Origin of the sequence: Hafnia sp. (assembly GCF_036648275.1) — a bacterium.
GTDB classification, from domain to species: domain Bacteria; phylum Pseudomonadota; class Gammaproteobacteria; order Enterobacterales; family Enterobacteriaceae; genus Hafnia; species Hafnia alvei.
In genome coordinates, this window is record NZ_JAVXIQ010000001.1 from 463,720 (window position 1) to 484,258 (window position 20,539).

Genomic DNA, 20,539 nt, shown 5'->3' on the forward strand with positions numbered 1-20,539 from the left:
TTGTTATGTTTCAAGGCGGATATTTTTTGTTGATTAAATCTACAGATCTTTAAGCGCTGTCACACTCCACATTGCAAATATAAGGCAAAAGCTGGTGAGAATTATCGGAAAAACTAGGGTGCTAAATCCCTTTATAGTAACGATCCCATCAATTAGCAAAATCAGAGTTTGGTGTGACATCATTTCTTAACAGAGTGTTGCGTCCCTCGCATTTTTAGACAAAATATTGTTTTATCAGATATTGATATAGATACAGGCTTTATGAATAACGCGATTGGCTAGGCATTTTTTTTCATAACTTTATGCCATCATCAGTGCGTTGGCTGTGATAAAATCCGGCCAGTTACGCGATTCTATATGGGGCTTAGAGCAGGTTGTGGCACAACTATATTTTTATTATTCAGCGATGAATGCGGGAAAATCAACGGCGTTACTTCAATCTTCCTATAACTATCAGGAACGAGGAATGCGTACGCTGGTGTTTACCGCAGAAATTGACAATCGTTTTGGTGTGGGAAAAGTGAGCTCACGTATTGGTCTGAGTTCACAGGCTCAACTTTATAATAGCGAAACACCTCTGTTCGATATGATTCGGCAGGAAAATGATGTTTTGCCAGTCAACTGCGTGTTAGTGGATGAGTGTCAATTCCTGACCAAAGATCAGGTTAATCAACTTTCTGATGTTGTAGATAACTTGGATATCCCAGTATTGTGCTACGGATTAAGAACAGATTTTCGCGGTGAGCTGTTTGGGGGAAGCCAATACCTATTAGCCTGGGCGGATAAACTGGTTGAGCTTAAAACGATTTGCCACTGCGGACGCAAAGCGAATATGGTGCTACGTCTAGACGAGCACGGTAAAGCATTAAAGGATGGCGAGCAGGTTGTGATTGGTGGCAATGAAAGCTACGTCTCAGTCTGCCGTAAGCACTATAAAGACGCGTTAGCGTGATACTTGCTGTACGTTGCTGCTGAGCATCGGCAGAGTATAGATAATGAGGCACACGTCTTCTCAGGGCGTGTGTCGAAAGATAAACATATTCCCCAGTTCAAGTTTGCGCATTGCATAATCGTACACATTCTATATACCAATCTGTTACCGATGCACTGACATCGATCTTTAACGCCTTCTATATTTCCTCCTGCTTAAATCATTAATCTGTAGTCAGACTTGTGATGTTGGCTGAATATTGCCGCATGGAGCAGGGGATTGGATGTTTGGTGACGTACTCGTTTATATGTCTTTCCCATCTTCTGAAGATAGAGAAGCATTGAGTGAATAGGGATATTCAATAGGCATAAAAAAACCCGCCAGCGGCGGGTTTTATATTTATATAAGGAAATCTAATTATTTCTTAGATTTTTTCTCAGCTTTAGCAGCAGGTGCTTTTACGGCTTCAACTTCGAGTGATTCGCTGAACTCACGACCGTAGAAAGTATCCATCAGAATTTGCTTCAGTTCTGAGATCAGTGGGTAGCGCGGGTTCGCACCGGTACACTGGTCATCGAAGGCATCTTCAGACAGTTTGTCCACTTTAGCCAAGAAGTCTGCTTCTTGAACGCCAGCTTCACGGATAGATGCTGGAATACCCAGATCTGCCTTGATGCTATCCAACCATGCCAACAGTTTTTCAATCTTCGCGGCAGTACGGTCGCCCGGTGCGCTCAGACCTAAATGGTCTGCAATTTCAGCATAACGACGACGAGCCTGAGGGCGGTCATACTGGCTGAAAGCAGTCTGTTTAGTTGGGTTATCGTTCGCGTTATAGCGGATAACGTTAGAAATCAGCAGGGCGTTTGCTAAGCCGTGTGGGATATGGAACTCAGAACCCAGTTTGTGGGCCATGGAGTGACATACACCCAAGAAGGCGTTGGCAAATGCGATACCAGCGATAGTTGCCGCGTTGTGAACACGTTCACGGGCAACTGGGTTTTTCGCCCCTTCGTGGTAGCTTGCTGGCAGGTTTTCTTTCAGCAGTTTCAGCGCTTGCAGAGCCTGACCGTCAGAGTATTCGTTAGCCAGAACAGAAACGTAAGCTTCTAAAGCATGGGTCACGGCATCCAAACCACCGAACGCACACAGTGATTTTGGCATGTTCATCACTAAGTTCGCATCAACGATAGCCATGTCTGGTGTTAATGCATAGTCAGCCAGTGGATATTTCTGACCTGTTGCATCATCGGTTACCACGGCAAACGGAGTGACTTCTGAACCAGTACCTGAAGTGGTGGTGACGGCGATCATTTTCGCTTTCACGCCCATTTTAGGGAACTTGTAGATACGCTTACGGATATCCATGAAGCGCAGAGCCAATTCTTCAAAGTGGGTTTCAGGATGTTCGTACATCACCCACATGATTTTAGCTGCGTCCATTGGTGAACCACCACCCAGCGCGATAATCACGTCTGGTTTGAAGGAGTTCATCAGCTCTGCACCTTTACGTACGATGCTCAGCGTTGGGTCAGCTTCAACTTCGAAGAAGACTTCAGTTTCGATCCCGTGGCCTTTCAGGACTTTGGTGATCTGATCTGCATAACCATTGTTGAACAGGAAGCGGTCAGTCACGATGAAGGCACGTTTTGCACCATCAGATGCTACTTCATCCAGCGCGATTGGCAGAGAGCCACGGCGGAAGTAGATAGATTTCGGAAGTTTATGCCACAACATGTTTTCTGCTCGCTTCGCCACGGTTTTTTTGTTCATCAGGTGTTTAGGCCCGACGTTTTCAGAGATGGAGTTACCACCCCAAGAACCACAACCCAGAGTCAAAGATGGAGCAAGTTTGAAGTTATACAGGTCACCGATACCACCCTGAGAAGCAGGGGTGTTGATCAGGATACGTGCAGTCTTCATTTTTTCGCCGAAGTAATTTACACGCTCAGGTTGGTTATCCTGATCGGTATACAGGCAAGAGGTATGGCCGATACCACCCATCTCAACCAGTTTCTCAGCTTTAGTGACAGCTTCTTCAAAGTTTTTAGCGCGATACATTGCTAGCGTTGGTGACAGTTTTTCATGAGCGAATGGCTCAGACTCATCAACAACTTTCACTTCACCAATCAGGATTTTGGTGGTCGCTGGAACAGTAATACCGGCCATTTTTGCAATTTCAGTGGCTGGCTGGCCTACGATAGCCGCATTCAGGCCACCGTTTTTCAGGATGATGTCCTGAACGGCTTTCAATTCTTTACCTTGCAGCATGTAGCCGCCGTGAGTAGCAAAACGCTCACGTACTGCATCATATACAGAGTCAACTACGATAACGGACTGTTCTGAAGCACAGATCACGCCGTTGTCGAAGGTTTTAGACATCAGGATAGAAGCGACAACACGTTTGATGTCGGCAGTTTCGTCAACAACAACCGGAGTGTTACCTGCACCAACGCCGATAGCAGGTTTACCAGAGCTATACGCTGCTTTAACCATGCCTGGGCCACCGGTGGCCAGAATCAGGTTAATGTCTGGGTGATGCATAAGTTGGTTAGACAGTTCAACGCTAGGCTGATCGATCCAGCCGATGATGTCTTTTGGTGCGCCAGCTGCGATAGCAGCCTGCAAAACGATATCCGCGGCTTTATTCGTGGCGTTTTTGGCACGAGGATGCGGAGAGAAGATGATACCGTTACGGGTTTTCAGGCTGATTAGTGCCTTGAAGATGGCCGTAGACGTTGGGTTAGTGGTCGGTACGATACCGCAGATGATACCGATAGGCTCTGCAATGGTGATAGTACCGAAAGTGTCGTCCTGAGACAGGATGCCACAGGTTTTTTCATCTTTGTATGCGTTATAGATATATTCAGATGCAAAGTGGTTTTTAATCACTTTATCTTCCACGATACCCATACCTGATTCCTCAACGGCTAATTTAGCCAATGGGATACGGGCATCAGCAGCAGCCAGAGCGGCGGCGCGGAAGATTTTATCTACTTGCTCTTGAGTGTAATTGGCAAACTCACGCTGGGCTTTTTTAACACGTGCTACTAACGCATCTAGTTCAGCGATATTGGTTACAGCCATAATGCTCTCCTGATAATGTTAAACTTTTTTAGTCAATGAGCCGCACAAGCAACAAGTATAGACAGATAAATGTGCTCTCTTTCAGAAACTTCACTTGCTGAAAAGTTCCCGTTGGCTGATTTGCTAAAACAGCTTAGCTAGCAGTGGAGAAGTAAAGCCTGTGTTAAACATGAACGGTTTGGCTTTCTGCTAATCAGTGGGCCAGATGATAATAGCAGGCCTTTACTGTGACTCTGAGCTTACCCATTCTTAGGTAGTTGTTTTGTGATTTGGCTCACAAAAATGTCAAGCTGACACCTTTCAGCAGTGCGGTGTTGAGAGTCTTTATCATTAACAACTAAAAGAGCCGTATTTTGCAGCGAAGTATCGATAAAATAAAACAATTTTGCAACAATGAGCCTCTTTTTATGCTTCCGGTTAAATGCAGTAAGAAATTAGTACATTGAGCATAGATCGGGGCCACTATTTCCATTACATTACGCCGCAAGAACGTATCACTTCTATTGTGATTTGCTAACATTGTTTGCCCAGCCCGTTTGCTAGTGACAATGTTAAGAATGACAGTCGCGTTATTAACATGGTTTTGGAGAGCATGGTGAGCCAGTCTTTGCTGGATTTATCTGGTTACATTAAGTTTTTTGTTGGTCTCTTCGCATTGGTAAACCCAGTGGGTATTCTGCCGGTGTTTATCAGTATGACGAGCTATCAGGCGGTTGCGGCGCGCAACAAAACCAACCTGACGGCTAACACGTCGGTTGCCATCATTTTGATCTCTTCTTTATTGCTGGGTGATTCAATACTGATGTTCTTTGGCATCTCGATTGATTCCTTCCGCATTGCGGGTGGGATCTTGGTGGTGACGATTGCGATGTCGATGATTAGCGGGAAGCTGGGCGAGGATAAGCAGAACAAACAAGAAAAATCAGAAACTGCGATCCGAGAAAACGTGGGTGTTGTGCCACTGGCGTTGCCATTAATGGCTGGGCCCGGCGCCATCAGCTCCACGATAGTGTGGAGTTCTCGCTACCATGGTTGGCAAAACCTGCTTGGTTTCTCTCTGGCTATTATTCTGTTTGCGTTTTGTTGTTGGCTACTGTTTAGGGCCGCACCGCTGCTGGTTCGTCTTTTAGGCCAAACGGGTATTAACGTCATCACGCGAATTATGGGTCTGCTATTAATGGCGTTAGGCATTGAATTTATTGTTACGGGATTACGATCGATTTTCCCTGGCCTGTTATAAATAACCCTTCAAATATTGTGACCTGATGAAACCGCTGTCGGCAATGCCGATGGCGGTTTTTTTAACTGGTCCACATAGTTGCCTTAATAGACCGCTATTCCTCATTTCAGCTATAAACCTGCGCTATTTCAATAAGTTTGTTTTACTTGCGTGATGATTTATTGACGTAATAAGCACAAATTTTGTTCAGAAAATCACATCATAACATTCTGTTGAAACACGTTATTAGCGGGCTTATCGAATGCTCATAAGATCATCAATGGTTGAATCTGCTTACATTTGTTAATTTAACGATGTATTACTTCATGACTTTCCTTAAGACTGAATGATTCTCTTTATAACATAGCTTCAAGAAAAGATATTATGTTATATCAGCGAGTTATCATTGATCTTTCCCCTCCCTCAGTGCAGTCTGTCAGAACGTCATCGTTTCAATAAAGAGAATTGCGTAACATTTCTATAAAAATAATTAGCAGTGATTTTAACCATCTGTTAGCTTCTGGGCATAATCACTACGCTTAGCGTTGATGAGAAAACTTTGTGCTGAAGTATTAATTGAAAAATTCTGCTGAATATTTTGACGTCTGATCTGAGTCAAAGAGTGTTGTCAGTAAAAGTTCTAGATCTGAAAGGGTAATGACGTTTTAAAACCACCTATCACGCCGACAACTTCGTTCCTTGTTGGTGTGGCCATAAAAGCTAACAAAAGTTGGCATGTCCTAATGGGCATCTTATTAAAGGGGAGTGGGTATACAATGAGCAAACACATCAAAAAGAATTTACTGGCCGTAAGCGTTATGGCGGCATTGGGCATGTTTAGCATTGCGCAGGTGCAGGCGGCGGATGTTCCTGCCGGTGTAAAACTGGCCGATAAACAGGAGCTGGTTAAAAATAACGGTTCGGAAGTTCAGTCATTAGACCCGCATAAAATTGAAGGCGTGCCTGAAAACAACGTCACTAATGATTTGATGGAAGGATTAACCCAGCATGATCCGCAGGGTAAAACTATCCCAGGCACGGCGGTGAGTTGGGATAATAAGGATTTTAAAGTATGGACTTTCCATATTCGTCCTGATGCTAAATGGTCAAATGGTCAGCCTGTTACCGCAGAAGATTTTGTTTATAGCTGGCAGCGCATTGTTGATCCAAAAACGGCATCGCCTTACGCCAGTTATCTGCAATACGCTCATGTTGAAAACGTAGATGACATTATTTCAGGCAAAAAAGATAAATCGACGCTGGGCGTGAAAGCGCTTGATGATAAAACCTTCCAAATTACGTTAACCGAACCTGTACCGTATTTAGCGGAAATGACGTCTCATTACGCCATGAAACCGGTGAACAAAGCCGTGGTGGAAAAATTTGGCGACAAATGGACGCTGCCTGAAAACTACGTAAGCAACGGCGCTTATAAATTAAAAGATTGGGTCGTTAACGAGCGTATTGTTTTAGAGCGTAACCCTGAATATTGGGATAATGCGAAAACCGTTATTAATAAAGTGACGTTCCTACCTATCGCTTCTGAAGTGACCGACGTTAACCGCTACCGTACCGGCGAAATTGATGTCACCTATAATAATATGCCGATCGAACTATTCCAGAAATTGAAAAAAGAGATCCCGCAGGAAGTTAAAGCCGATCCCTATCTGTGTACCTACTACTATGAAATTAATAACCAGAAACCACCGTTTAACGATGAACGCGTGCGCGAGGCGCTCAAGTTAGGGATGGATCGCGATATCATCGTGAATAAAGTTAAGAATCAGGGCGATCTGCCAGCTTACAGTTTCACCCCGCCTTATACCGATGGCGCTAAGTTAACTCCGCCAGAGTGGTTTGGTTGGTCACAGGAAAAACGCAACGAAGAAGCGAAGAAGTTGCTCGCCGCTGCGGGTTATGGCCCAGATAAGCCACTCACGTTTAACCTGCTTTACAACACTTCCGATCTACACAAAAAATTGGCGATTGCCGCCGCTTCAATCTGGAAGAAAAATCTGGGCGTGAACGTTAAGCTGGAAAACCAAGAGTGGAAAACCTTCTTGGATACCCGCCATCAGGGCACTTACGATGTTTCGCGTGCGGGCTGGTGTGCGGATTACAACGAGCCAAGTTCATTCCTGAATATGATGCTGTCTGACAGCAGCAGTAACACCCCTCACTATAAGAGCGCAGCCTTTGATAAAATCATGGCTGGCGCACTGCAAACTAGCAGCAAAGAGGCGCGAGCCGCCGTTTATCAACAGGCTGAACAGCAGCTTGATAAAGATTCTGCCATTGTCCCTGTCTATTACTACGTCAATGCGCGTCTGGTGAAACCATATGTAGGTGGTTATACCGGTAAAGATCCGCAAGATAACGTATACGATAAAAACTTGTACATTATTCAGCACTAATATATCTAAATTTATCAACGCCGTAACAAATAAGGCTACGGCGTTGATAGTCGATATAGAAGTAGCAGTGGCAGGGTAACCTCGCCACTTTTCAAAAATATAATCAGCCATAAGGCTGAAGTGCAGGGCTAGGGCAATGTTAAAATTTATCTTTCGGCGCTTGCTTGAAGCGATACCGACGCTATTTATCCTGATCACCATCTCATTCTTCATGATGCGCTTAGCGCCGGGTAGCCCATTTACCGGTGAACGCGCTTTGCCGCCAGAAGTTTTGGCTAATATCGAAGCGAAATATCACCTTAACGATCCTATCTGGAAACAATACGGGCATTATTTAGTGCAATTAGGCCACGGTGATTTTGGCCCTTCGTTTAAATATAAAGATTATTCCGTTAATGATTTAGTGAGTGCGTCGTTTCCTGTTTCGGCCAAATTAGGTTTTGCGGCATTTTTATTAGCGGTGGTTTTTGGTGTGACGGCGGGCGTGTTAGCTGCGCTAAAACAAAATAGCAAATGGGATTATGCGGTTATGGGGGTGGCCATGACCGGTATTGTCATACCCAGTTTCGTGGTTGCGCCGTTATTGGTGTTAATTTTTGCCATTCAGTTGAAATGGCTACCGGGAGGCGGGTGGAACGGTGGGGCGCTCAAATTCATGATTTTGCCGATGGTGGCACTTTCGTTAGCTTATATTGCCAGCATCGCGCGTATTACACGTGGCTCCATGATTGAAGTTCTGCATTCCAACTTTATTCGTACCGCACGGGCGAAAGGCTTACCGATGCATCGCATTATTTTGCGCCACGCATTGAAACCGGCATTGCTACCGGTGCTCTCTTATTTAGGCCCAGCCTTTGTTGGCATTATTACGGGCTCGATGGTTATTGAAACTATTTATGGATTGCCGGGCATTGGCCAGCTGTTTGTTAACGGTGCTCTGAACCGTGACTATTCCCTGGTGCTGAGCCTAACCATTTTGGTTGGTGCGCTGACCATCCTGTTTAACGCGATTGTCGATGTGCTTTATGCCGTCATCGATCCGAAAATCCGCTACTGATTCGGGAGATCGCATATGTTACTGAATAAAAAAAATGCGCAGGTGGTCGAAAACTTCGGTGAACAACTGGAAGTGGAAGGGCGCAGCCTGTGGCAGGATGCGCGCCGCCGTTTCGTTCATAACCGCGCTGCGTTGGCGAGCCTGTTTGTCCTTAGCTTGATCGCGCTATTTGTGATTTTTGCCCCGATGCTGTCGCAATTTGCCTATGACGATACTGATTGGGGAATGATGTCATCGGCGCCAGATATGGAGTCAGGACACTACTTTGGTACTGACTCCTCCGGGCGTGATTTGCTGGTGCGTGTGGCGATTGGTGGCCGCATTTCGTTAATGGTAGGGATTGCGGCGGCGCTGGTTGCGGTGGTCGTTGGCACCTTGTATGGCGCGATGGCCGGTTACGTGGGTGGCAAAACCGACTCGGTGATGATGCGCCTGCTCGAGATCCTCAACTCCTTCCCATTTATGTTTTTCGTGATTTTGCTAGTAACCTTCTTTGGGCAAAACATCCTGCTGATCTTTGTGGCGATCGGCATGGTGTCGTGGTTGGACATGGCGCGTATCGTGCGTGGACAAACGCTGAGCCTGAAGCGCAAAGAATTTATCGAAGCGGCGCTGGTGGGCGGTGTATCCACACGCAAAATTGTCACTCGGCACATTGTTCCCAACGTGCTGGGCGTGGTGGTGGTGTATGCGTCTTTATTGGTGCCGAGCATGATTTTGTTTGAATCCTTCCTCAGCTTCTTAGGGCTAGGGACTCAGGAACCGTTAAGCAGTTGGGGTGCGTTGTTAAGCGATGGCGCCAACTCGATGGAAGTCTCTCCGTGGCTGCTGATGTATCCCGCTGCGTTTCTGGTTGTAACGCTATTCTGTTTCAACTTTATCGGCGATGGCCTGCGTGATGCCCTCGACCCGAAAGATCGTTAAGGAGTTTACGATGATGACAACAGATAAAAGCGCAGAGCGACTGCTGGCGGTAAAAGATCTCCGCGTCACCTTTACCACCAACGACGGCGATGTCACGGCGGTCAACGATTTAAACTTCTCGCTGCGAGCGGGTGAGACGCTCGGTATCGTTGGCGAGTCGGGGTCAGGTAAATCACAAACGGCGTTTGCGCTGATGGGATTGTTGGCACAAAACGGCCGTATCGGTGGCTCCGCGCTGTTCAACGGGCGTGAAATACTCAATCTACCGGAGAAGCAGCTTAATAAACTGCGTGCCGAAGAGATTGCGATGATCTTCCAAGATCCGATGACGTCGCTGAACCCTTACATGCGCGTCGGTGAACAGTTGATGGAAGTGCTGATGCTGCATAAAGGCATGAGTAAAGCACAGGCCTTCGAAGAGTCAGTGCGTATGCTTGATGCTGTAAAAATGCCGGAAGCGCGTAAACGCATGCGCATGTTCCCACATGAATTTTCCGGTGGTATGCGCCAACGAGTGATGATTGCTATGGCGCTGCTGTGTCGGCCAAAACTTTTGATCGCCGATGAACCCACGACTGCGCTGGACGTTACGGTTCAGGCACAAATAATGACGCTGCTCAATGAGCTGAAAAGCGAGTTTAATACCGCGATTATCATGATCACTCACGATCTGGGCGTGGTTGCGGGCATCTGTGACAAAGTTCTGGTGATGTATGCGGGGCGCACCATGGAGTACGGTCAAGCGCGCGACGTGTTCTATTCGCCTAGCCATCCCTATTCGATTGGCCTGCTAAACGCTGTACCGCGTTTAGACGGCGAAAATGAATCTCTGCTGACCATCCCTGGCAATCCACCTAATCTGTTGCGCCTGCCGAAAGGTTGCCCATTCCAACCGCGTTGCCCTCACTCCACTGAGCAGTGTATGCAAATGCCGCCGTTGGAGTCGTTTGGTGAAGGGCGTTTACGCGCCTGCTTTAGAACCGTGGAGGAGTTGGCATGAGCAGCGAAGACAAAAAAGTATTGCTTGAAGTCGCCGACCTGAAGGTTCACTTCGAGATAAAAGACAACAAAGCGTGGTTCTGGCAGCCAGCCAAAACGTTGAAAGCGGTCGACGGCGTGACGCTGCGCCTGTATGAAGGCGAAACCTTAGGCGTGGTCGGTGAGTCGGGCTGCGGAAAATCAACGCTGGCACGTGCATTAATTGGTTTAGTGAAAGCGACTGATGGCCGTGTGGCGTGGCTCGGCAAGAATCTGCTGGGAATGGACGCCAAACACTGGCACGACGTTCGCCACGACATCCAGATGATCTTCCAAGATCCGCTGGCGTCGCTGAACCCGCGTATGACCATCGGTGAAATCATTGCGGAGCCGCTGCGGACGTACCATCCCAAGATGGCGCGCAGCGAGGTGAAAGAACGTGTTAGAAACATGATGATGAAAGTGGGTTTATTGCCGAACCTGATTAACCGCTATCCTCATGAATTCTCAGGCGGTCAGTGCCAGCGTATCGGGATTGCCCGCGCACTGATTTTGGAACCCAAGCTGATTATTTGCGACGAACCGGTCTCTGCGCTCGATGTGTCGATTCAGGCGCAGGTTGTTAACCTGCTACAGCAGCTTCAGCGAGAAATGGGGCTGTCACTGATCTTTATCGCGCACGATCTTGCCGTGGTGAAACATATTTCCGACCGCGTTCTGGTGATGTATCTCGGCCACGCGGTTGAGCTCGGCACCTATGATGAGGTGTACCACAACCCTCAGCATCCATACACCAAAGCGCTGATGTCTGCGGTGCCGGTTCCCGACCCCGATTTAGAGCGCAACAAAAAAATTCAGCTATTGGAAGGGGAACTGCCTTCGCCGATCAATCCACCATCAGGCTGCGTGTTCCGTACACGCTGCCCAATTGCTGGGCCAGAATGTGCATTAACGCGACCGTTAATGGAGGGAAGTTTCCGCCATGCGGTTTCGTGTTTGAAGGTGGACCCGCTTTAGAACGATAGCGTCAGGGGCATAAGGAGGTGCCCCACTAATAAAACTTATAGCGAGAAAGACTGCGCTATTTCGGCTGATTTTCCCTCACTTGATGATTTGTCTCCCTCTCAGGCTTGAAAGCCGAGCTCGCTCTACTCATACTGCAAGCACAAGATTTTTATCTCAATTGATTGCTAAAGGATATTCGTCATGGCAGAAGAAACTATTTTCAGCAAAATTATTCGTCGTGAGATCCCGTCTGATATCGTTTATCAGGACGACTTAGTGACTGCATTCCGTGATATTTCTCCACAGGCACCTAGCCATATTCTGATTATCCCTAATCAGCTGATCCCAACGGTGAATGACGTTAAGCCAGAAGATGAAGCGGCGCTGGGCCGAATGGTCACGGTGGCGGCAAAAATTGCGCAGCAGGAAGGCATTGCCGAAGACGGCTATCGCCTGATTATCAACTGCAACCGTCATGCGGGGCAGGAGGTTTATCATATCCACATGCATCTGCTGGGCGGTCGTTCACTCGGTCCTTTGCTCGCTCGTTAATGTCATTTTGCCTCGTTTTGCTCGGCAGAAAATATTCAGTTGGAGTTCACCGTTATGCGATTCTCATTATCCAGATGTACATTGACGGTGATCTTGCCGCTGGCATTACTCGCAGGGTGTAGCACGCCGAGTCATATCGCCGTTAGCGATGGGCAGAGGGTGGTGATGGATCCTTCGGTACTCACGGCAGGCGTTACGGCTGATAATCCAACCGTATCGTCAGGGGATATCTATCCTGTCGCCCGCGCGGTCGTGAGCTATGGTGAAGAGCAACAGCCCGTCACGCTGAACTACCGTTTTTATTGGTATGACGCCAAGGGCCTCGATATCTTCCCACATGAACCACCGCGGACGATTAAGCTAAACCCTGGTCAAGAAGTGCGTTTGGAATCAACAAGCGCGAATACCCGAGCAAAACAGGTACGCCTCTACCTCTATCTATAAATTAAGCCATAACCTCATGGGAGAGGGATGATGAAGAAGCTTTTAGGTGTGACATTCGCGGCGATGGTGCTGGCGGGCTGTCAAACGATCACGCATCAAGGCAGTGAAACCACAACCGAACCAGAAAAGCCAACGCAAACACAGCCGCCGGTGACGGTGCCGACTACGCCGCCTGAACAGCCACCGGTGACTACGGTGCCAACGCCGCCAAAAGTGCAAAGCTTCAACTGGAGTGCCAGTTTAACGCCGCTGATTAATCAGATGCTAGGCTCGCCAGACGTCACCGCTGGCAGCGTTTTGCTGGTAGATAACGTGCAAAACCAAACCAACGGTAGCTTGCAGGTATCAAATGCGACGACTGAATTGAAAAAAGCATTGCAGCAGGGGAATAAATTTACGCTGGTTCCCGCCAATCAGGTCACCAGTGCCAAACAGTCACTGGGGTTATCTGCCGAAGATAGCTTAGGTTCTCGTCGTAAAGCGATTGGTTTAGCGCGCATTGTTAATGCTCAATACGTGCTGTATAGCACGGTAGAGGGCGATGTGCAGTCACCTAAAGTGGCGATGCAGCTGATGTTAGTGCAGACCGGTGAGATTATCTGGTCTGGCAACGGGGCCGTGACACGCTGATTCTATGTCGAATGCTTTTCACCCCTCGTTAATTTCTGTGCGGGCCGTTCTGGCCCGCTGTTTTTCATCTGTAGCGCCGCATGAATGGCAGCTTTCACCGGTCGAAGGCTTAACGGGTATCAATTGGAAAGCACAATTGAGTGACGGTGTCACTTATTTGATCCGTCCTCAAACGATTGAAAAAACGCAGTTAGGTATTGAGCGCAAACGTGAAGCTCACGCATTACAGCTAGCGGCAGCCTATGATCTCGCACCGCAAAGCTTAGGACTTCACGATGGCTGGCTAGTCACTGAATGGCTATCAGGCGACGTTCTCAACGACACAACCTATCAGCCACATCTACACGCTTTAGCTGAAAAAATCGTTGCACTGCATAACATAAAGCCCTGCGGGCAGGCGCGTGATTTTCACCGTCATTGCCAATCCTACCGCCAGCTAAGCTCCCGCCAGCGAGTGACGCCGCAAGGATTAAAAATTCATCAATACTGGCAGTCTCGCCAGGTTCCTCAGCCGTTGAAAGTCGCTTTGCTGCACATGGATATTCATCCGGGCAACATCGTTTTGACGCATCACGGTCTGCGATTGATTGATTGGGAATACGCCGCAGTGGGCGATATTGCGTTGGATCTGGCCGCTATGTACCGTAGTTTTGGTTGGGAGTATGCACAGCGACGCGATTTCACGGAGCGATACGTACAGGCCGGAGGCTATCGTGATGCGAAAAAATTGCAACAGCATGTTGAGCAATGGCTGCCGCGCGTCGATTATATGGCATGGTTATGGTATGAAGTGCGTTGGCAACAATCAAAACAGAATTCATTTCGTGAGGCCGCCAATCTATTGCTTTCACAGCTAAAAATGGGAAAGTAGCACAGATGCGGCATGCGCGATAAAACACTGACGGCGTAAAACCACGCCATCACGCAATATAGTTAATATCTACACCCTGAATAATTGGCGTAGCCAACACGGATGCAGCTTCAAGTATGACGGGTATAAAGGAGAATCCCTGTGGGTCCTGTAATGTTGGATGTGGCAGCCTATGAACTGGATGCCGAAGAGCGTGAGATTTTGCAGCATCCGCTGGTAGGCGGTCTGATTTTATTTACCCGAAACTTCCATGATGCTGAGCAGCTTCGCGAATTGGTGCGCCAGATCCGTGCGGCGTCACGCAATCGTCTGGTTATTGCGGTGGATCAGGAAGGCGGCCGAGTGCAGCGCTTTCGCGAAGGCTTTACGCGCCTGCCTGCCGCGCAGTCTTTTGCCGCAATAAATAGCGATGCAGAAGGGCGCCGATTAGCGCAGGAAGCAGGTTGGTTGATGGCCAACGAAATGATGGCGATGGATATCGATATCAGTTTTGCACCTGTGTTGGATCTTGGCCACGGCAGCGCCGCCATTGGAGAACGTTCTTTCCATGAAGATCCGCAAATTGCGATTCGTATGGCGGAAAGCTTCATCGATGGCATGCATGAAGCGGGCATGAAAACTACGGGTAAGCATTTCCCAGGGCATGGCGCGGTCACCGCTGACTCACATAAAGAAACCCCGATTGATCCACGTCCGCTGGAAGAAATCATTAATCATGATATGGTTATTTTTAACCAGCTGAATTCACGCGCTAAGCTCGACGCGATTATGCCTGCTCATGTGATCTACCCTGCGGCGGATAGTCTTCCGGCCAGCGGTTCGCCATATTGGTTGAAGCAGGTATTACGCCAGCAGCTTGGCTTTAACGGCGTGATCTTCTCTGACGATCTGTCAATGGAAGGCGCTGCGGTAATGGGTAGCTACGCCGAACGTGGGCAGGCCTCGCTGGACGCTGGCTGCGATATGATTCTAGTGTGTAATCATCGCGCTGGCGCGGTAAGCGTGTTAGATAATTTGGCACCGATCACCGCAGAACGCGTTAGCGCCCTGTATCATAATGGTAAATTTACACGTGAAGAGTTAATGGCTTCACCGCGCTGGAAAGCGGCGCATCAAGAGCTGGAGCAACTTCATCTGCGTTGGGAAGAGAGCAAAGCATAAGCTCGACGCTCAAATGACAATAACGCAAAGCGGCTGAGAGTTAGCCGCTTTTTGGGAGCAGTGAGAACATGATTATTTATCTTCACGGTTTTGATTCCACCAGTCCGGGCAATCACGAAAAAGTGATGCAGCTGCAATTCATCGATCCCGACGTGCGTTTAATTAGCTACAGCACCCGCCATCCTCGCCACGATATGCAGCATCTACTGAAAGAAGTCGATAAGGTGGTTCAGCAGGCCGGTGATAGCCATGCGCTGATTTGCGGCGTTGGCCTTGGCGGTTTTTGGGCTGAGCGTATTGGCTATCTGTGCGGTATTCGACAGGTGATGTTCAATCCTAATTTGTTCCCGCAGGAAAACATGGTGGGTAAGATTGACCGTCCGGAAGAGTATTTGGATATTGCGACCAAGTGCGTGGAAAACTTCCGTGAGAAGAATCGCGAACGCTGTTTAGCGGTGCTTTCTCGCACTGATGAAGTGTTAGACAGCCAGCGTAGCGCTGAATATTTGCAGCCGTTCTATGAAATTATCTGGGATGAGCAGCAAACGCATAAATTTAAAAGTTTGTCGCAGCACCTACAAAAAATCCGCGCGTTCAAAACGGTTTCTTGATGGTTTAGGTCGTTTTATCATTCGCCAAGAACTCTTCATAGCAGGATGCTGTGGGCGTATAGAGTGTGTTGGTTGTCAGAAAGATCGAGATACTCGGGGCTACCGTAGGGTGGGGCACTCCGGCAGCTAAAGCTGCTACGACCCCATCCCTACGTTCCCCCCTAATATCTAACAAATCAAAAGGGCTTTATTAACGGCCTGCTTTCAGCTTCTGGAAGTAATTTTCGTAAATTTCACTGGCGCTGCCCACGTCATTTTGCCATTCGCCATGGGCGATGGTTTCTGCGTCAGGATACAGTGATTTATCGCCAGAAATTGATTTAGGCAACATCTTCTGAGCGGCTAAGTTCGGCGTTGGATAACCGATGGTTTTCGCCACCTGTACCGCGATTTCCGGGCGGAGCAGGAAGTTAATTAGCTTCATCGCACCTTCAGGGTTTTTCGCGTTTGCAGGAATCGACAGGCTATCCATCCAGAAAATCCCACCTTCTTTTGGCCAAATAACCTCTAGCGGCGTTCCAGCTTCGCGAGCGACAAACGCTGAACCGTTCCAAACCATGCCCAGATTCACTTCGCCTTCCATATACGGGTTGGCTGGGTTATCTGAGTTGAAGGCCAGCACGTTTGGCATCAGCTTTTTCAGCTCTTCATAAGCGGCTTCAATCTGTTTGGGATCGGTGGTGTTGCCTGAATATCCAAGCTTCAACAGCGCCATCTGAAACACTTCGCGTGCGTCATCGGTTAACAGCAGGCTGCCTTTATATTCCGGCTTCCACAGATCGGCCCAGCTGGTCACGCTTTTTGGATCAATAGCATCGGAATTAACGCCGATTGCCGTCGCTCCCCAGATATACGGAATGGAATAATCATTTTCCGGATCGAAAGGTTTGTGCAGCAGGTTTGGATCTAAGTTATGGAAATTGGTCAGCTTAGATTTGTCGATCTTTTGCAGCATACCTTCTTTACTCATTTTGGAGACAAAGTAAGTGGAAGGTACAACTAAGTCATATGCGCCGCTTTTATAGGTCTTCAGCTTGGCATACATAGTTTCGTTGGACTCGTAGGTGGAATAAATCACCTTAATGCCGGTTTCCTTGGTGAACTGCTCAAGCAGTCCCGGCGGCACATATTCAGTCCAGTTGTAGAAATAGACAGTGTTATTGTCATTTTCCGTTTTCGGCGCATCGGCAGCGATTGCGGCATTTACTCCCAAAGCCAACAAACCTGCGGCTACCAGAGGTGACCACTTTTTCATTCAGCGTATCCCTATAGTGAAGGTCGAAATAAAGAGAAAATCTCTATGAGTCCTGAATGGAACACTTCAACAAGAACAAAACGTTTTTATGGGAGTCGTGCCATCAGGGCGGTCATTATAGGAGCCGTGGGAGTAGGGGTAAAGCGGATGGGGCAAAAGAGATTTGCGCCGCTAATCAAAAATAATAGCGGCGCAGCAAAGTGAACGATGTTAATGCTTATCCTAAGTTATCGTCAGGCGGTGGATTTTTCTTAAGTTGAGCCGCATAGGCTTTTTCATGTTCCCCTTGCTTGCGGGCATAGAACATCAAAATGCTTAAGCTAATGATAAAGGTGGCGGTTAACTTGATATTTTCCGCGCCAGACAGGGCGATAAAGCAGAAGATACAGCCTAAGGTTGCGGCCATCACACTCACGATATTTCTCAGCGAAGCGCCTTCCATACGAATCAACGCTACGCAGGAATAGAAATACGGCAGCATGGTAAGCAGAACCGCGATCCCGATGAGTTCCCCAAAAATATCGGATGAGTTACTGCCTTTCGAGCTCATAAAGGTCATGAACGCCATCAGCAGCGTCATTTTTATGGCCGACAAAATAATCCCTTTACGCGGTACGCCGTGGCTATCAACCTCGCCGTAAATTTTAGGGAAGTTGCCGTCGCGCGCGGCGCGTACGCCAGCCTGACCCACCAACATCATCCAAGAGCCTAACGCCGCGAGGCAGGCAAATGCAGTAAAGGCAGACACCACCGGTGCGGCCCAACTACCGACCATCAATGAGGTACTGGCAGCAAACGGTGCACCGGTTTTCGCCATCACGTCGGCAGGGAACATGCCGCTCATCACCTGTGTGGCCAAGATATAAACGATACCGGCCAGCGCGGTACCCAGCATAGTGGCGATAGGCACGGTACGCTGCGGGTTTTTAACTAACCCTGAACTGACTGCGGCTGATTCCACGCCGACGAACGCCCACAGACAAATCAAAATGCTGTGCATAACGGCTTTGCTATCGGTTTGGGTTGAGGTATTCCAGTTCGCCTGATAAAGCGCAGGATCAAACCAATGCCAGCCAGCAACGGCGGTACCAATCACGGGCACCAGAACCAAAATTAATCCCAGCGTGGTTAAGCGACTGACCCAGTTACCGCCCATCATATTCACCAGCGCCATGATCCAGATGATCACAATGCTCGCGATACCCGCGGGAATAGGGTGATTGAGCGCAGGGAAAAAGACCGAGAGATAAGCTACACCGGCCAAACAGTCGGCAAGATTACCAATCCAGTTAGCGTGGTAGTAAAGAACGGCAGTTTGAAAACCGAACGCAGGGCCTAACCGGCCTGCATAGGCGATAGGCCCACCGACCTGCGGGTCGCGAGTCGTCAAACGTGCAAAGACATACGCCAAAGACATGGCGCCGATTAAAGTAATGATCCAGCCGAAGAGTGCAATAGAACCAATTTTGGCGAGGTTCGCAGGCAGGAGCGCGATACCACTCCCCATCATGTTTCCCGCGACGATACCGGTACAGGCAATAAGCCCGATTTTTTTAGAAGACGCCATGTTAGCCCCGTTAACATCAAGCATTCACTGTGTTCCGTCACCGCATGCTGTCGTTTTATCGAAAGAAATCCTGAGTGAATTATATGACAAATTGCGATGTGGATCACATTTGCCCCAGCGTTAACGACAATGCTTTGAGCTAAAACAGTTTTGTATAGTAATTGCTGTAGGAATAGACAATTTCTATAGATAGCGCTTGTTATAAAGCTAGCAGAAGTGTGCAAAAAAGTTGTGTTGATAATAATTATCATTTAGAGTTCGCGCAATAGATAACATAAGTAAATGGCTATGCTGACGACCTCTAACGCCCATCATTCGGCTCTGAACGATCTTTATCAACAGCACCACGCGTGGCTGCGAAATTGGTTAGGCTTTCGCTTGAACTGTCGTTTTGATGCTGAAGACTTAGCGCAGGACACGTTTATGCGCATTTTACGCAGCACCAACCGCGAACCAATCCAACGCCCGCGTGAGTTTTTAGCCACCATAGCCAAGCGTGTGATGGTGGATTTTATCCGCCGCAAAACGTTAGAACGCGCCTATTTGGACGCCTTGGCACAACTGCCAGAGCAGGAGATGCCCGGAGAAGACGAGCGACTCGCGGTGCTGGAAACGTTGCAGGAAGTGGATGCTATGCTCGATGGCTTAGGTAGCAGAGTCAAACAGGCATTTCTGCTGGCGCAGTTGGAAGGGCTTGAATATCGCGATATCGCACTGCGGCTGGGGGTTTCACTTAGCTCAGTTAAAAAGTACATGGCAAAAGCGATGGAGCATTGCCTGTTATACCGTCTAACCCATGAGACTGCGTAGCATGAGTTCACCTGCAATTGACCCGCAACAGCGCCATGCGCTAGCGCAAGCCTCTGAATGGTATGTGCGTTTACAGGATAAATACGATCTGACGGCGAAGGCAGAATGGCAGTTTTGGCATGACGCCAGCCCAACCCACGGTTGGGCGTGGTCTCAGGTGAGCCGAGTATGCGAACAGATGGGGCAATTACCGGTTCATGCGGGTTTTCATGCGCTTAATCAGTCACAGGATCTCAAGGATCGCACCCGTAGACAGCTACTCAAAATGACGCTGCTGACCTTAGGCGTGGGATTTGCTGGCTGGCAGGGCGTGCGTAGCCAAACTGGGCAAGCGTTGGTGGCTGAGTACCGCACCTCGGCAGGGCAGCTTTCTCGTTTTACCTTAGACGATGGTTCTCAACTGGTGCTGAATACTGACTCTGCCGTTGACGTCGATTTTGATGCCCAGCGTCGTTTAGTCACGCTGCATCGAGGCGAAATATCCATCAGAACGGCTAAAGACGAAACCATCCCAGCCCGTCCATTTTATGTCAAAACGTCAAACGGCAGCCTACGCGCCCTAGGCACGTATTTTCAGGTGCGCCATACCGATGGCTACACGCAACTTAGCGTTCAAGAACATGCGGTTGAGATCGTGACGCAAAAAACCGGTATGCAGGCCATTGTGGAAGCCGGACAGCAACGCCGCTTCGATGCGAAAACGATTTCAGCTGTTGAAGAACTTCCTCTGGCAGCCGCAAGCTGGGAGCAAGCCTTATTAAGCGTTAGCCATTGGCCACTTTCACAGCTGATTGATGAACTAGCGCGCTATCAATCTGGGTATTTGTCCTGCGCTTCAGATGCTGCCAATTTGCGCGTTAGTGGTACTTTCCCTCTCGATAATATTCCTCATGCCATCACCCTGATTGCGCGTGTTTTACCGATAAAAGTGCGATACGTCAGCCGTTATTGGGCGCGTGTTTCCCTGCGTTGAGCCTGAAATAAAATAAATGAGAAATATTTTCATTCTTAATTGTACTTTTA

18 protein-coding genes are annotated in these 20,539 nt (G+C 48.3%); 15 read left to right on the forward strand and 3 right to left on the reverse strand.

All coding sequences use genetic code 11. From position 1 onward, the window contains the following. Nucleotides 1–376: 376 nt before the first annotated feature. Nucleotides 377–952: a thymidine kinase gene (locus RSC70_RS02350; protein ID WP_038502798.1), complete on the forward strand. Its 576-nt coding sequence runs from the start codon at nucleotides 377–379 to the stop codon at nucleotides 950–952. Nucleotides 953–1,348: 396 nt separating this feature from the next. On the opposite strand, the gene adhE is transcribed toward RSC70_RS02350, so the two are convergent. Then, the gene (gene adhE / locus RSC70_RS02355) at nucleotides 1,349–4,018 is read right to left on the reverse strand and encodes a bifunctional acetaldehyde-CoA/alcohol dehydrogenase (RefSeq protein WP_063587252.1); all 2,670 of its coding nucleotides are present in this window, start codon (nucleotides 4,016–4,018) and stop codon (nucleotides 1,349–1,351) included. A 595-nt stretch (nucleotides 4,019–4,613) separates the two neighbouring features. Here adhE and RSC70_RS02360 point away from each other — a divergent pair. From RSC70_RS02360 to ycfP, 12 genes are all read left to right on the forward strand, one after another. Further along, nucleotides 4,614–5,258, forward strand: a complete 645-nt coding sequence (locus RSC70_RS02360; protein WP_025801184.1) for a YchE family NAAT transporter — start codon at nucleotides 4,614–4,616, stop codon at nucleotides 5,256–5,258. Between the two features lie 755 nt (nucleotides 5,259–6,013). Then, a complete protein-coding gene (gene oppA / locus RSC70_RS02365) occupies nucleotides 6,014–7,651 on the forward strand; it encodes an oligopeptide ABC transporter substrate-binding protein OppA (RefSeq protein ID WP_234618409.1) in 1,638 nt (545 codons plus the stop codon). A 136-nt stretch (nucleotides 7,652–7,787) separates the two neighbouring features. Beyond that, nucleotides 7,788–8,708 (forward strand): oligopeptide ABC transporter permease OppB, encoded by a 921-nt coding sequence (gene oppB, locus RSC70_RS02370; protein ID WP_040045066.1) that lies wholly within the window; start codon nucleotides 7,788–7,790, stop codon nucleotides 8,706–8,708. 15 nt (nucleotides 8,709–8,723) lie between these two features. Beyond that, the gene (gene oppC / locus RSC70_RS02375) at nucleotides 8,724–9,632 is read left to right on the forward strand and encodes an oligopeptide ABC transporter permease OppC (RefSeq protein ID WP_025801187.1); all 909 of its coding nucleotides are present in this window, start codon (nucleotides 8,724–8,726) and stop codon (nucleotides 9,630–9,632) included. Between the two features lie 10 nt (nucleotides 9,633–9,642). After that, nucleotides 9,643–10,632, forward strand: a complete 990-nt coding sequence (locus tag RSC70_RS02380) for an ABC transporter ATP-binding protein (RefSeq protein ID WP_025801188.1) — start codon at nucleotides 9,643–9,645, stop codon at nucleotides 10,630–10,632. Beyond that, complete coding sequence (gene oppF, locus RSC70_RS02385; RefSeq protein WP_332541526.1) at nucleotides 10,629–11,627, forward strand: murein tripeptide/oligopeptide ABC transporter ATP binding protein OppF; 999 nt, start codon at nucleotides 10,629–10,631, stop codon at nucleotides 11,625–11,627. Before RSC70_RS02380 ends, oppF begins: the two co-directional genes overlap by 4 nt. A 189-nt stretch (nucleotides 11,628–11,816) precedes the next feature. Continuing rightward, nucleotides 11,817–12,167 carry a purine nucleoside phosphoramidase gene (hinT, locus tag RSC70_RS02390; protein WP_025801190.1) on the forward strand — a complete coding sequence of 117 codons (351 nt, stop codon included), beginning with the start codon at nucleotides 11,817–11,819 and terminating at the stop codon, nucleotides 12,165–12,167. 54 nt (nucleotides 12,168–12,221) lie between these two features. Continuing rightward, entirely contained in the window at nucleotides 12,222–12,611 is a 390-nt protein-coding gene (locus tag RSC70_RS02395; protein ID WP_040045064.1) for a YcfL family protein, read from the forward strand. 30 nt (nucleotides 12,612–12,641) lie between these two features. Beyond that, nucleotides 12,642–13,241 (forward strand): penicillin-binding protein activator LpoB, encoded by a 600-nt coding sequence (gene lpoB, locus RSC70_RS02400; protein ID WP_332541528.1) that lies wholly within the window; start codon nucleotides 12,642–12,644, stop codon nucleotides 13,239–13,241. A gap of 4 nt (nucleotides 13,242–13,245) precedes the next feature. Next, a complete protein-coding gene (locus RSC70_RS02405) occupies nucleotides 13,246–14,112 on the forward strand; it encodes a phosphotransferase (RefSeq protein ID WP_332541530.1) in 867 nt (288 codons plus the stop codon). Between the two features lie 141 nt (nucleotides 14,113–14,253). Next, nucleotides 14,254–15,273, forward strand: coding sequence for a beta-N-acetylhexosaminidase (nagZ, locus tag RSC70_RS02410; protein WP_103009623.1), 1,020 nt, complete (start codon nucleotides 14,254–14,256; stop codon nucleotides 15,271–15,273). A 68-nt stretch (nucleotides 15,274–15,341) separates the two neighbouring features. Continuing rightward, the gene (ycfP, locus tag RSC70_RS02415; protein ID WP_130986752.1) at nucleotides 15,342–15,884 is read left to right on the forward strand and encodes an alpha/beta hydrolase YcfP; all 543 of its coding nucleotides are present in this window, start codon (nucleotides 15,342–15,344) and stop codon (nucleotides 15,882–15,884) included. A 190-nt stretch (nucleotides 15,885–16,074) separates the two neighbouring features. Here the strand turns inward: ycfP and potD are convergent, their stop codons facing one another. Further along, nucleotides 16,075–17,139, reverse strand: a complete 1,065-nt coding sequence (gene potD, locus RSC70_RS02420) for a spermidine/putrescine ABC transporter substrate-binding protein PotD (RefSeq protein ID WP_040045059.1) — start codon at nucleotides 17,137–17,139, stop codon at nucleotides 16,075–16,077. A gap of 217 nt (nucleotides 17,140–17,356) precedes the next feature. Then, on the reverse strand, nucleotides 17,357–18,706 hold the full coding sequence (cadB, locus tag RSC70_RS02425) for a cadaverine/lysine antiporter (protein ID WP_332541535.1): 1,350 nt from the start codon (nucleotides 18,704–18,706) through the stop codon (nucleotides 17,357–17,359). A gap of 288 nt (nucleotides 18,707–18,994) precedes the next feature. Here cadB and RSC70_RS02430 point away from each other — a divergent pair, with 288 nt between their 5' ends. Together RSC70_RS02430 and RSC70_RS02435 are read left to right on the forward strand one after the other, a co-directional pair. Beyond that, nucleotides 18,995–19,516, forward strand: coding sequence for a sigma-70 family RNA polymerase sigma factor (locus RSC70_RS02430; protein WP_442904240.1), 522 nt, complete (start codon nucleotides 18,995–18,997; stop codon nucleotides 19,514–19,516). A 1-nt stretch (nucleotide 19,517) separates the two neighbouring features. After that, nucleotides 19,518–20,489, forward strand: coding sequence for a FecR domain-containing protein (locus tag RSC70_RS02435; RefSeq protein ID WP_332541537.1), 972 nt, complete (start codon nucleotides 19,518–19,520; stop codon nucleotides 20,487–20,489). The last annotated feature ends 50 nt before the right edge of the window (nucleotides 20,490–20,539 follow it).